The sequence below is a fragment of the Clostridioides sp. ES-S-0048-02 genome, assembly GCF_020658495.1.
Classification (GTDB): domain Bacteria; phylum Bacillota; class Clostridia; order Peptostreptococcales; family Peptostreptococcaceae; genus Clostridioides.
In genome coordinates this window covers 219,529-232,881 of the sequence record NZ_JACVWH010000004.1, presented here as the reverse complement: position 1 = coordinate 232,881, position 13,353 = coordinate 219,529, and the positions used below count along the sequence as shown (strand labels likewise).

Annotated in this window: 10 protein-coding genes and 1 other annotated feature; of the genes, 8 read left to right on the top strand and 2 right to left on the bottom strand. The window is 28.6% G+C overall.

Going from position 1 to position 13,353, the window contains the following annotated elements; translation table 11 throughout:
* Positions 1-18: 18 nt before the first annotated feature.
* The 3 genes from ileS (at position 19) to IC173_RS07855 (ending at position 4,709) form a co-directional block, all read left to right on the top strand.
* Positions 19-3,126 carry an isoleucine--tRNA ligase gene (ileS, locus tag IC173_RS07865; protein ID WP_227432448.1) on the top strand — a complete coding sequence of 1,036 codons (3,108 nt, stop codon included), beginning with the start codon at positions 19-21 and terminating at the stop codon, positions 3,124-3,126.
* A 326-nt stretch (positions 3,127-3,452) separates the two neighbouring features.
* The gene (locus IC173_RS07860; protein ID WP_227824210.1) at positions 3,453-4,325 is read left to right on the top strand and encodes a YitT family protein; all 873 of its coding nucleotides are present in this window, start codon (positions 3,453-3,455) and stop codon (positions 4,323-4,325) included.
* 111 nt (positions 4,326-4,436) lie between these two features.
* Positions 4,437-4,709, top strand: a complete 273-nt coding sequence (locus tag IC173_RS07855) for a hypothetical protein (protein WP_227432450.1) — start codon at positions 4,437-4,439, stop codon at positions 4,707-4,709.
* A gap of 143 nt (positions 4,710-4,852) precedes the next feature.
* Here IC173_RS07855 and IC173_RS07850 read toward each other — a convergent pair whose 3' ends face one another.
* Positions 4,853-5,425 (bottom strand): TetR/AcrR family transcriptional regulator, encoded by a 573-nt coding sequence (locus IC173_RS07850; protein ID WP_227855387.1) that lies wholly within the window; start codon positions 5,423-5,425, stop codon positions 4,853-4,855.
* A 184-nt stretch (positions 5,426-5,609) separates the two neighbouring features.
* On the opposite strand from IC173_RS07850, the gene IC173_RS07845 reads away from it, so the two are divergent.
* Positions 5,610-6,452, top strand: coding sequence for a DegV family protein (locus IC173_RS07845; protein ID WP_227482886.1), 843 nt, complete (start codon positions 5,610-5,612; stop codon positions 6,450-6,452).
* 88 nt (positions 6,453-6,540) lie between these two features.
* On the opposite strand, the gene IC173_RS07840 is transcribed toward IC173_RS07845, so the two are convergent.
* Positions 6,541-7,617, bottom strand: coding sequence for a M24 family metallopeptidase (locus IC173_RS07840; protein WP_227432453.1), 1,077 nt, complete (start codon positions 7,615-7,617; stop codon positions 6,541-6,543).
* A gap of 494 nt (positions 7,618-8,111) precedes the next feature.
* Here IC173_RS07840 and IC173_RS07835 point away from each other — a divergent pair, with 494 nt between their 5' ends.
* From IC173_RS07835 to IC173_RS07820, 4 genes are all read left to right on the top strand, one after another.
* Positions 8,112-9,515 carry an APC family permease gene (locus tag IC173_RS07835; protein ID WP_227432454.1) on the top strand — a complete coding sequence of 468 codons (1,404 nt, stop codon included), beginning with the start codon at positions 8,112-8,114 and terminating at the stop codon, positions 9,513-9,515.
* A gap of 93 nt (positions 9,516-9,608) precedes the next feature.
* Positions 9,609-9,849: a binding site (T-box leader), on the top strand.
* Positions 9,850-9,891: 42 nt separating this feature from the next.
* On the top strand, positions 9,892-10,590 hold the full coding sequence (locus IC173_RS07830; protein ID WP_227432455.1) for a 5'-methylthioadenosine/adenosylhomocysteine nucleosidase: 699 nt from the start codon (positions 9,892-9,894) through the stop codon (positions 10,588-10,590).
* 23 nt (positions 10,591-10,613) lie between these two features.
* Complete coding sequence (gene trpS, locus IC173_RS07825) at positions 10,614-11,615, top strand: tryptophan--tRNA ligase (protein WP_227482885.1); 1,002 nt, start codon at positions 10,614-10,616, stop codon at positions 11,613-11,615.
* A 531-nt stretch (positions 11,616-12,146) separates the two neighbouring features.
* Positions 12,147-13,349: a LytS/YhcK type 5TM receptor domain-containing protein gene (locus IC173_RS07820; RefSeq protein ID WP_227855386.1), complete on the top strand. Its 1,203-nt coding sequence runs from the start codon at positions 12,147-12,149 to the stop codon at positions 13,347-13,349.
* The last annotated feature ends 4 nt before the right edge of the window (positions 13,350-13,353 follow it).

Below are 13,353 nucleotides of genomic sequence, written 5' to 3'. Positions count from 1 at the left end.
TAGGAAAGGGTGATTTACATGGCAAAATTTAAGCCATTGGTGGACAGTTCTGTGAAACAAGCAGAAGCACAAGTTTTTGACTATTGGAAAGACATAGATATACTTGAAAAAACTCTAGAAAAAGGTAAAGACGACCCAAGTTTTGTATTTTATGAAGGACCTCCAACAGCTAATGGAAATCCTGGAGTACATCACGTTTTATCTAGAACACTTAAAGATTCTGTTTGTAGATATAAAACAATGTCTGGTTATCAAGTAAAGAGAAAAGCTGGTTGGGATACACACGGATTGCCAGTTGAAATACAAGTAGAAAAAGAATTAGGTCTTACTAGCAAGCAACAAATAGAAGAATATGGAATAGCTGAATTTAACCAAAAATGTAGAGAGTCAGTTTTCTCATTTGAAAAACAATGGAGAATAATGACTGAGAGAATGGCTTATGAAGTTGACTTAGATAATCCATATATAACTTTAGATAATAACTATATAGAATCTGTATGGTGGATATTGAATAAGTTCAATAAAGAAGGATATATATATGAAGGGCATAAAATACTTCCTTATTGCCCAAGATGTGGAACTGGTCTTGCTAGTCATGAGGTTGCACAAGGATATAAAGAAGTAAAGACAAATACAGTTGTAGCTAAATTTAAGAAAAAAGATGCTGATGAATATTTCTTAGCATGGACAACTACTCCATGGACTTTACCATCAAATGTTTCATTAACAGTGAATGCTGATGTTGATTACTTAAAAGTTAAAAAAGGTGATGAGGTATATTATGTATCTAAACCTTTAGCTAATAAAGTACTAGGTGAAGACTATGAAGTTTTAGAAGAAATGAAAGGTAAAGATTTAGAAGGCTTAGAATATGAACAATTAATGCCTTTTGTAGAAGTTGATAAAAAAGCATTTTTCATTACAGTAGGAGATTATGTAACTACTGAAGATGGTACTGGAATAGTTCATACAGCACCAGCATTTGGTGAAGATGACTACAATACAGGTAAAAGATACGATTTACCAGTTGTACAGCCAGTAGATGAAACTGGTAAATTTACAACTACTCCTTGGGAAGGTAGATTTGTAATGGAAGATGGGCTAGATGTTGAAATAATAAAATGGCTAGCTTCTGAAAATAAACTATATAGTAAAGAAAAAGTAGTTCATAATTATCCACATTGTTGGAGATGCCAAACTCCACTTGTGTACTATGCAAAACCAAGCTGGTATATAGAAATGACTAAGCTTAAGGATAAATTAATAGAAAATAATAATGGTGTAAAATGGTTCCCAGGCTTTGTAGGTGAAAAGAGATTTGGAAACTGGTTAGAAAATCTAAATGACTGGGCAATATCAAGAACTAGATATTGGGGAACTCCACTTCCTATATGGAGATGTGAATGCGGTCATACAGATTCAGTTGGTTCAAGAGCAGAATTAGCTGAAAAAGCTATAGAAGATGTAAACCCAGAAACTGTAGAACTTCATAGACCATATGTAGATGATATACACTTGAAGTGTGAAAAATGTGGAAAACCAATGACAAGAGTAACAGAAGTTATAGATTGCTGGTTTGATAGTGGAGCTATGCCATTTGCACAACACCACTATCCATTTGAAAACAAAGAAAACTTTGATGAGCTATTCCCAGCTGATTATATATCAGAAGGTATAGACCAAACTAGAGGTTGGTTCTACTCATTACTTGCAGTATCAACATTTGTATTAGGAAAAGCACCGTATAAGAGTGTCTTAGTTCCAGACCTTGTACTTGATAAAGATGGAAAGAAAATGAGTAAATCAAGAGGAAATACAGTAAATCCTATGCAGTTGTTTGATCAATATGGAGCAGATGCGCTAAGATGGTATTTACTATATGTTTCTCCACCATGGACTCCAACTAAATTTGATATGGATGGATTAAAAGAAATCCAAAGTAAATTTATAGGTACTATGAAAAATGTATATAACTTCTTTACTTTATATGCAAATACAGATGATATAAATCCAACTGAATTCTTTGTAGAATACAAAGATAGACCAGAACTTGACAGATGGATACTATCTAAATTCAATAATTTAATGAAAGATGTAGAAGAAAATTTAGAGATATTTGAATTAAATAAAACTTTAAGAATGATACAAGATTTCATAAATGATGATTTATCTAACTGGTATATAAGACGTTCAAGAAGAAGATTCTGGGCAACTGAATTAACAGAAGATAAAAAAGCTGTATACAATACAACTTATGAATTATTACATGGACTTTGCAGAGCTATAGCACCATTTGCTCCATATATGTCAGAAGAAATGTATAGAAACCTAACTGGAGAAGTATCTGTTCATTTAGCTGAATATCCTAAGTTTAATGAGAGTTTAGTTGATACTAAATTAGAAGAAAAAATGGATTTAGCTAAGAATCTAGTTACTTTAGGTAGAGCTTCAAGAGAAGTTGAGAGAATAAAAGTTCGTCAACCATTACAAAAAGTATTAGTAGATGGTAAATTTGAAGACACAATAAGTGATGTAGTTGATTTAATAAAAGAAGAGCTTAATGTTAAAGAGGTAGTATTTGCTAAAGATTTAGATGAATATATGAACTTTAGCCTAAAACCAAACTTTAAAGAAGCTGGACCAATATTAGGCGCTAAGATGAACTTATTTGTAGGAGCATTAAACAAGTTAAATGCACATGAAACTGCTAATAAACTTGAAAATGGTGAAACTTTAACAGTTGATTTAAATGGAGAAGCATTTGAATTTAATAAAGACTTAGTATTAATAGGTATAACTGCTAAAGAAGGATTTAATGTATCTGTTGAAAATAATCTTTTTGTTATACTAGATACTAAATTAACTGATGAGTTAGTTGATGAAGGATATGCTAGAGAATTTATATCTAAAGTACAACAATTGAGAAAATCTAATAACTTTGAAGTACTAGACAACATAGTAATAGATTACTGTGGTGATGATGAGATTGCTAAAGCTGTTGAGCATTTTGATGAATACATCAAGTCTGAGACTTTAGCTTTAGAAATAAATAGAGTGGATGATAAATCTTTAGAAGAACAAAACTTAAATGACCATATGACAGGTATAAAAGTTACAAGAAAATAAAAAATAACAAGCTGTTAATTAAGAGCCCTATAGAAAATGATTTGTAAATTTCTATAGGGCTTTTTTTAAAAAGATAGCTTATTTCTTTATTTAATTAATTGTTTTTGTACTTCAATAATTAAATGTTTTAATATTCCAAAATTTACAACAAATAAATTTATATAAATCATATAAATTATTTATAGCATATGATAAAATGTTAGTGAATAAACGTTTAAGTGAGGATGAATAATATTTTAGAGTGAACTACTTCTGGTAAATTTATTTTTAAATTTATTGTGTATTATGCAGGGTGGTTTATTTATTATGCAAAGGGGTGCGTTTTGATGTATGGTGAAAGCAAAAAACTAAGTATTGATAATAACATATTTTTGCAATATGGTCTTATTATATTGGGAATGATTTTATCAACCTTAGGAATAAATTTATATCTAGCACCAGCCAAGTTGTTAAGTGGAGGAGTAGCTGGAATTTGTGTTATATTATATAAGTTATTTGGTATAAATCAGGGATTATCTAGTTTTTTGATGAATATACCAATATTTATTATAGCTAAGAAGTATTTTGATAATAAATTTTTGTTAATAAGTTTTGTAAATATGTTACTATTTTCTGTTGCACTTGGTTTAACACAAGATATTGCTAAATATTTTCCAATAGATGATACTATGCTACAATCTATTTATGGTGGTGTTTTAACTGGTATAGGTATGGGATTGACCTTTAAAGCAAGAGCTACTGCTGGAGGGCTTGATATAATAGCAGCTATAATGAAAAGAAAGTACGATATACCAATGAAAAATACATTTTTATTTATTAATTTCTTTGTAGTATGTGCAGGTGCATTTTTATTTGGAGCAAAATTGGTAATGTACACTCTAATTACTATGTATATAATTTCTTTTACAATGGATATAGCAAAAGATTGCTTTGATAGAAAAAAATCTATACTTTTAATATCAAATAGATATGAAGAAATATCAAAAGTAATAATGAATAAGATGGGTAGAGGAGTAACTTTTTTAGAAGCAGAAGGAGCATATACGCAGAATAAGAAAAAAATGATTTACTGTATCATATCTGCAAATGAAGTAGGTAAATTTAAGGATTTAATTTATGATATGGATAGTGAAGCTTTTATTTCTGTAAACAATGTAGAAGAAGTAAAAGGTGGAGGTTTTAAGGATAAATTTTTATAAGATATAAGTGTTAAAAAATACCATATATCTTGTTATTGTACCTAGTTAGATGTATACTGTAACTAATGGGGCACATGAAGTGCTCAATAATATACTAGGAGGTATAATAATATGTTAAGAGAGAGATTTGTAGTAAGAAATCATCATAATCCACATGCTAATGGATGCTGTGGAACTGGAGGAGAAGGATGCTGTGGGGGAGATAACCATCAACATTCACACGAGCATTCTCACAGTCATGGACATGAACATGAGCATGTAAATGGTGTAGGTCATGACCATAATCATGATGATGGATTTTCAGGAACTCATGAGCATGGGCATGAACATACACATATACATGGGCATGAACATTTAGATGGGCATACACATCAACATAAATAGAAGTATTTTAAATTAATAAAATGATTTTTATTTTGTTATTCCATGAAGGTTTAAATAAAAATTATTCATAGCAAATAAAAAAGTGAGCTGTTAAATTAAAAAACTTTAATAGTTCACTTTTATTAATTATTAAAATATCAAGTTTAAATCCAATGGTTAACTAAAAAAGAAGCGATATTTTCATAAGGCATTTTTTCTGTTTTTAACAAGCTTTGGACAACTAAACCATCAACTATAGACATAAGTAAAAAAGAAAAGGATTCAGCATCCTGTTCATTCTCATCACCATTATATTTTTCAAGAGATTCAATAATTTCAGATTTAAGGGTAGTTCGCCATTCAATATATTTCAATCTCATTCTTTCTTTTAAATCATCATTTGAAGTAATAGCTTCACAAATAAGATACATATGTACTCTACCACGACTTTCTATAGTAGATATTTTTTCTAGTATTAAGTTGACCATTTCTATTTGAGAATTTTTGGATTTGACATTTTTTACACAGTTTAATATAGCACTAGTTATAACTTCTAAATGAGTATCAGCAATGTCATATATAATATCATTTTTAGATGAGTAGTGATAATATAGTGTACCCTTACTTATATTCACATCTTTTGCAATATCAGCAAGACTGGTATTTTGAACTCCATTTTTGGCTATTAAATTAGTAGCAGATAATAAAATAGCTTGTTTCATATTATTTGTTTTCATAAAACCTACCTTTCTATGTATATTTATAACAAATTAATAACATTATAAGCTTATAGAAAATTATTGTCAATAAAGCAAGAATCTATATCTATTGACTTTTTTTCATCCAAAATATAAAATAATAATTAAATCGGTCGTACGACCGACTGAATAAACAAAAACAATATCTTATAGTGAGGTTAATATGGATAAAATAAAATTGATAGTAGACAGTGCATGTGACTTACCTAATCATATAATAGAGAAATACAATATTGAAGTTATTGGTTTAAATGTATCTTTTGGAGAAGAGAACTATATATCTGGGAAGGAAATAGATAATGAAACTTTCTACAGAAAAATGGATGAAAGTAAATTATTGCCAAAAACATCATGTCCTTCACCAGATAAGTTTTTAGAAGCATATCAATGCGAAGAGGAAAGTATATTAGTAATTAGCATAAGTTCAGGATTATCTGGAACTTATAATAGTGCACTTTTGGCAAAAGACATGTTCGAAAAAGAAGGAAATAATAAAAAAATTGAAATTATAGATTCACTTAGTGGGTCAATTGGCATAGGACAATTAGTATTAAAAGCGGCAATATTAATAAAAGAAGGAAAAGAACTTGAAGAAATTGTTTCAATAATAGATAGATATAAAGACAATCCACCATTTTATGGAACTCTAGAGACATTAGAAAATGCTATAAAAGGAGGTAGAATAAATCCAATAGCAGGAAAAATTATAAATACATTAAATTTTAAGGCTATAATACAAGTTGCAGATGGGATTGTAACTCCAATAGATAAGGCAAGGGGTGAAGGGAATAGCTTGAAAAAACTGATTCAGTTAGTAGAATCAAAAATTATAGATAAAGAAGAGAAGGTTTTATTTATAGGACATGCTAACTGCCCCGAAAAAGCTCAAAAAGTAAGAGAAGCTATGGAAAAAGATGTTAAATATAAAGACGTTGTAATCTGTGAAGTTGGTTCAGTAATGGGAACATATACTTCAAAAGGTGCAATTTTGATAACTGCAATATAAACAACAAACTAAAAAGTTAAAGCTGTATAAAAATGAATAAAATCATTTTTATACAGCTTATTTTGATGTTATTAAGTTAATCTTACAATTAACCAACCACACATATTTCTTTGTCATATTTGTTTAGTATTTCGCAACCATCTTCAGTAACTAGTACTAAATCTTCTATTCTAACTCCAAACTCTCCTGGTAAATATATACCTGGTTCTATAGAGAATATCATTCCTGGTTGCACAGTATCTGTATTTATAGAAGATACATCTCCCTTATCATGAACTTCAAGTCCTATAGAGTGACCAGTTCTATGAGTGAAGTATTGTCCATATCCTTTTTCAGTTATGTAATCACGAGCAGCTGCATCTATATCACAGAATCTAACTCCTGGTTTTACAATAGCTTCAGCTCTCTTATTGGCTTCAAGAACTATTTCAAATATTTCTCTACCTTTTTCAGGTATTTCTTTATAGAATACAGTTCTTGTCATATCAGCACAATAATTATCTTTTATGCAACCTATATCTAATATTATTGCATCACCAGGTTTTACAAGAGCATTTCCTGGTTCTCCATGTGGATTAGCTCCATTAGGACCAAATCCTATTATAGGGTCAAATGAAAATCCATCAGCACCTAAGTCTTCATATATTTTAGATAATTTACCAACAAGTTGTTTTTCTGTAAGTTCACCAGAAACAGTAGCTTTAAGTTGTTCCATACCTTTGTCATTTAATCTTGAAGCTATTCTCATTAATTCTTTTTCTTCTTCATCTTTACACATTCTTAAAGTATCTATTATATAAGATGAGTTTACAAATTTACTTCCTCCACCTGATTCTATTAAGCTTAATAAGAATCTAGCTGGCCAGTTTTTGTCAACACCCATAGTAGCATTTTTGTCTACATGTTCAGTTACTATTTCTATTGGATTTTGAGTATCATTAAACCAAACCATTTCAACACCTAAATCTTCTGCAACTGGGAATAATTCATTTATAAATAATTTATTATTACCATTTAAATTTAAGTATAAAGCTAACAGTCTTTCACCTGGGTGGATTAGTAATCCTGTTAAATAAAATATTGAAGTAGGATCACTTACCAACATTTGAGAAATATCATCTTTTTTCATTTGTTCAAGTACAGCATTTAATCTTTGAGTCTTCATAATAATTTCCTCCTAATCAAAATTCGATACAAATCAATTTTAGCACTATTAAACAAAAATTAGTATACTTTTCTTCTAGAAATATAAAAAAATTTTAACATATATTTTTTATATTAAATTTAATTCCCTATTTTACATTAAAAGAAAAGTAAAATAAGTTTATATTGTGAAAATTTTATAAAAATAATAACTTGAATAAGTAAAAATATATATTTAAGATAGTTATATAATTATGAAAATTAATAAAAAAATTTTTATATTAAAATAATATTGAAACAATTTTAAAAATTTAGTATCATTAAAGAGAAAGTGATAGAACTTTCAAAATTTATCACTTTTAGTAAATTTTGATTTCAAAATATCTAAATTTGAGGTATAAATATTTTTATTTAAAGTATTTTATAGGTTAAATTGAAGTATTTTATAGGTTAAAGTTATTTTAACTGTTATGAAATCAATTTTTAATTAATAAAGAGAGGGGAAATTATAATAGGATGGAAAAGAAAAAAATAGGCCTATGGAGTTTGGTATTTATGAATGTATCAGCTTTATATGGTATAAGATGGATAGCTAAGTCGACAGCGTCAAGCTTCGGTTTAGGATTAGGTGCAATACCTATGTGGTTATTATTCTCATTTATATATTTCGTACCAGGAGCTTTAATTTGTGCTGAATTAGCTTCTACATATCAAAAAGGTGATGGAGGTTTATATGATTGGGTTAAGGAAGCCTTTGGAGAAAAATATGGCTTTTTAGTTTCTTGGTTAAACTGGACAGCTAAAATATTTTGGTATTCTTCATTCCTAACTTTTTTAGCAGTAAATGTTTCTTATACAATAGGAAATCCAGCACTTGCAGATAATAAGATATTTGTACTTATATTATCTTTAGTAATATTCTGGATATTATCTATTATAGCAACTAAAGGAATAAGCTTTACAAAAATATTTACTAATACAGGTGCATTAGGTTCAACAATACCAAGTGCTATACTTATAATATTTTCATTTTTAGCAGTATTAGTATTGAAAAAACATGATATGGCTTCAACATATACAATAGCTTCAATGACTCCAAAACTTAATATGGATGCATTTGTTGCTATATCAGCTATAATGTTTGGTTTAGCAGGAGCAGAAACTGCAGCTAACTTTATAACAGAGATAGATAAGCCTGAAAAGAACTTCCCTAAAGCTATATTAATATCAGCTGGAATAGTTGCTTCATTATATGTATTAGGTTCTATTGCAATAACAATGATAATACCACCAGACCAAATTACTGCTTCTAAAGGTGTGTTAGATGCGCTTGCAGCTGTTTGTGAATCTTTAGGAATAGGTTCTTGGTTAGTTCAATTGATAGCTTTTGGTATAGCTTTTTCAATATTAGGAGCAATAGTTCTTTATATAGCATCACCAATAAAAATGTTATTTGGTAGTGTTAAAAAAGGAGTATTTCCAGATAGTTTGGTAGAAGTAAATAAACACAAGATACCTTCGAAAGCAGTTATACTTCAAGCAATAATAGTTACTATAATATTATTAGTGACTACATTAATGCCTTCTGTTGATGCTATATACAATGTTCTTGTAACTATGACAGCATTAACTGCATTATTCCCATATGTATTGTTATATGCTTCTTATATTAAGCTAAGAAAAGAGAGACCAGATGAAATTAGACCATATACTATGGCAAAATCAACAGGTACTTGTATAGGTTTAGCGAAAATGGTTTTAACTGTAACTGTAGTTGGTATATTATTATCAGCAGCACCAGTTATGCCTACATTTGCTGAAAATATCATATATGAAATAGAAATGATTGGTGGAGGTCTTCTAGTTATCCTATCTGGTCTATGGTTATGGAATAGATATGAAAAGAGAACAGCTAAATAAAAATGTATTTTAAATATATATTTTGGATATTATTATATATATAGTTGACAATTTATATCATAAGGAATATTATAAAATAAAGAAATTAATAAATTAAATCCTGGGATAAGAAAGAGTAAATAAATAGACTTTTACACAGAGAATTAAGGGTGCTGAGAACTTAATAAAAAGTATTTATTGAATGGGTCTTTGAGGAGTAATGTGAAATGCAGTTTAAGACTGTAGATTATCTGATATCGTGTGTGCACGTTATAGCACATATTAAGATATATATATTCAGCTTTGAGTATATATAAATTTAGGTGGTACCACGGAAAATATATCCGTCCTATTGATTTAGGACGGATTTTTTAATATATAAAATTTAGGAGGAAAGATGAACGTAATAGGAATTATAGGTGCAATGGATGAAGAAGTAAGTATATTAGTGAATTTAATGGATATTAAAGAAATTGTAAAAAAAGCTAGCTTAGAATTTCATAAAGGAACTTTAGAAGGAAAAAATGTTGTTTTAGTAAAATGTGGTATAGGAAAAGTTAACTCTGCTCTTTGTGCACAAATATTAATAAGTGAATTTGAAGTTGATGCTATTGTCAATACAGGTGTTGCGGGGGCTTTAAATGAAAATCTTAATGTCAATGATATAGTAATTTCAACTGATGCGATACAATACGATATAGATACTACTGCATTTGGAGACCCTAAAGGTGTTATACCAAGAATGGAAACATCTGTATTTAAAGCAGATGAAAGACTCGTAGAAGCTGCTTATAAATCTTCTGTAGAAGAAACAAAAACGCATAAAGTATTAAAAGGAAGAGTAGTAACAGGAGATATATTTATAAACTCTAAAGAATTAAAAGAAGAGTTAGTAAATGATTTTGGCGGGTATTGTGGAGAGATGGAAGGTGGAGCTATAGCTCATGTATGTTACTTAAATAATGTTCCATTTGTCATAATAAGAGCAATGTCTGATAAAGCAGATGGAAGTGCTGGCGTTGCATATGAAGTATTTGTACATGAGGCCGCCAACAATTCTAAAGATATCGTATTAAGCATGTTAAAATCAATATAAATATATAAGGAGGTACAAATCATATGAGTGAAAAAAAGGTTATATTTAGTGGTGCACAACCATCAGGTAAGATGACTCTAGGAAACTATTTAGGAGCTATAAAAAACTGGACTGAACTTCAAGAAAATTATAATTGTTATTATAGTATTGTTGATTTACATGCAATAACAGTACCTCAAGACCCTAAAGTTTTGAGAGCTAATACTATAGAATTACTTGCTCAATATCTAGCTTGTGGATTAGATCCAGAAAAAAATACTATATTTATACAATCACATGTTAAAGAGCATGTTGAACTTATGTGGATATTAAATACAATGACTTATATGGGTGAATTAAGTAGAATGACTCAATTTAAAGATAAATCACAAAAGAGTGAAGCAAATCTAAATGCAGGATTATTTACGTATCCAGTTCTTATGGCTGCTGATATACTATTATATCAAGCTGATTTGGTTCCAGTTGGAGATGACCAAAAACAACATTTAGAGCTATCTCGTGATTTAGCAAATAGATTTAATAATAGATTTTCACCTACATTTGTAGTCCCAGAAGGATACTATCCAAAAGGTGGAGCAAGAGTAATGAGTTTACAAGAACCAACTAAGAAAATGAGTAAATCTGATTCAAATGACAACGCATTTATATTATTGGCAGATGATTCAGATACTATAAAGAGAAAGATTAAGAGAAGTGTTACTGATTCTTTAGGTGTTGTAAAGTATACTGATGAACAACCTGGTATTAAAAACTTACTTGATATATATTCTAATTTAAGTAAAAAGAGTGTAGAAGAAATTGTAAACATGTATGAAGGTAAAGGTTATGGAGTATTTAAAGAAGATGTAGCTGAAGTAGTATCAGAAGCTTTAAGACCAATAAGAGAAAAATACGTTGACCTTCTTAATAATAAAGATTATTTAGAAAAAATCTATACTATGGGAGCTGAAAAGGCTGAAAAGCAAGCTAGAAAAACTCTTAGAAAAGTTTATAAAAAGGTTGGGTTTATAGAGAGAAGATATTAATTATATTATATATCTTCTTTAGTAAATAAATATTTAAAGTTATTAAAAAAGTATATGATAGGAAATAGAGAGGATATTATTAAGATAATATCCTCTTTAGTTTTGTAATAAAAAAAGATGAGCTTTTGCTCATCTCAAAGGGGTTAGATTATTCTTACTTTGGGGAAAGTAGAATAAAGGTAAAAGTTAACTGACGTTAACTTTGTTCTTTTTTGCATATCACTACTGAGCATAAAAAAATCAGAAAACCAGAGCCTTCTGAACTAACCTTGAACATACATCCATTATACTTTATACTCAATATGTAATTTATGAATTAATTTTAACTCTTATAAAGAAAATTGTCAATAATATATCAAAAAAACGTTTTAAAAAAATTTATATATATAATTAAATGAGTTTGATTTTATGTTTAACTGATATGATACAATAATTAAGGCAATTATTTTTTATGTATTTAATAAGCCATAAAAATAATACCAATAACATATGTAAAAATTATTTTAAATAGGAAAAATAAGAGGAAAAAACATGAAAACATCAATTTTAATAGCGTTAATAGAAAAAACAAGCCTTATTGTAGTATTATTTCTTCTAATAACAAAGCTAAAAACATTTAAACAAATATTTCAAAAAGAAGAATATAGCTTAAATGATTTGATTTGTATATCTTTAGTTTTTAATTTTCTAGCTATATTTGGTACTTACAATGGCATAAATTATATGGGGTCAATAGTAAATACTCGAATAATATCTATAGTATCAGGAGGCGTTTTATTTGGACCAATTGTAGGTATTACAGCAGGTTTGCTATCAGGTATACATAGGTATTTTATGGATATTGGAGGTATAACATCCATGCCATGCCTTTTATCAAGTATACTAGCAGGTGTGTTATCAGGATTTTTGTATAAGAAGATACCAAAGAAGCATAGAGTGATATATGGAATACTAGTAGGTATGATTTCTGAAAGTTTTACTATATTACTTATATATTTAATATCACAGCCTCATTCTCTGGCAATTCAAATAATTAATGGAATATACTTGCCTCTAATTGTCGGACAAATTGGTATAGGATTTGTTATATCTATAGTTGAGGGAATTGAAAAAGATAAAAAGGATATAGAAGCAAGAAATAAAGCAGAAATAAAAGCACTTCAAAGGCAAATTAATCCGCATTTTTTATTTAATTCTCTAAATACAATAGCATCCTTTATAAGATTTAATCCAGATAAAGCTAGAGAACTCATAATAAATTTATCAACTTACTTGAGATACAATCTTGAATATAGTGATAACTTGATAGACATAAATAAAGAGATTGAGCAAGTTAAATCTTTTGTAGAAATAGAAAAGGCTAGATTTGGAGATTTATTAACTATAATTTATGATATAGATGATGTAAATATAAAAATTCCAAGTTTAATTATACAACCAATAGTAGAGAATGCAATTATACATGGAGTTTTGGAAAGTGGAAGAGCTGGTGTGGTAAAAATATCTATAAAAAAATTACAACATTCATTAGAAAATACTATTAGAATATCGATTGAGGATAATGGTATAGGTATAAGTGAAGAAGTTATAAATAATGTATATCAAGATAATATGCCAGAAAATAAGATTGGACTTTATAATGTTCATTTAAGACTTAAGCTAATGTATGGAAGTGGTCTTAATATGAGAAGAACTGATAAAGGAACTTTAATTATGTTTTACGTAAAGGAGTAAGAAT

Excerpts from the sequence above, each read along its gene's own strand:
- ileS (WP_227432448.1), top strand. The coding sequence starts at position 19 with ATGGCAAAATTTAAGCCATTGGTGGACAGTTCTGTGAAACAAGCAGAA.
- IC173_RS07860 (WP_227824210.1), top strand. The coding sequence starts at position 3,453 with ATGTATGGTGAAAGCAAAAAACTAAGTATTGATAATAACATATTTTTG.
- IC173_RS07855 (WP_227432450.1), top strand. The coding sequence starts at position 4,437 with ATGTTAAGAGAGAGATTTGTAGTAAGAAATCATCATAATCCACATGCT.
- IC173_RS07850 (WP_227855387.1), bottom strand. The coding sequence starts at position 5,425 with ATGAAAACAAATAATATGAAACAAGCTATTTTATTATCTGCTACTAAT.
- IC173_RS07845 (WP_227482886.1), top strand. The coding sequence starts at position 5,610 with ATGGATAAAATAAAATTGATAGTAGACAGTGCATGTGACTTACCTAAT.
- IC173_RS07840 (WP_227432453.1), bottom strand. The coding sequence starts at position 7,617 with ATGAAGACTCAAAGATTAAATGCTGTACTTGAACAAATGAAAAAAGAT.
- IC173_RS07835 (WP_227432454.1), top strand. The coding sequence starts at position 8,112 with ATGGAAAAGAAAAAAATAGGCCTATGGAGTTTGGTATTTATGAATGTA.
- IC173_RS07830 (WP_227432455.1), top strand. The coding sequence starts at position 9,892 with ATGAACGTAATAGGAATTATAGGTGCAATGGATGAAGAAGTAAGTATA.
- trpS (WP_227482885.1), top strand. The coding sequence starts at position 10,614 with ATGAGTGAAAAAAAGGTTATATTTAGTGGTGCACAACCATCAGGTAAG.
- IC173_RS07820 (WP_227855386.1), top strand. The coding sequence starts at position 12,147 with ATGAAAACATCAATTTTAATAGCGTTAATAGAAAAAACAAGCCTTATT.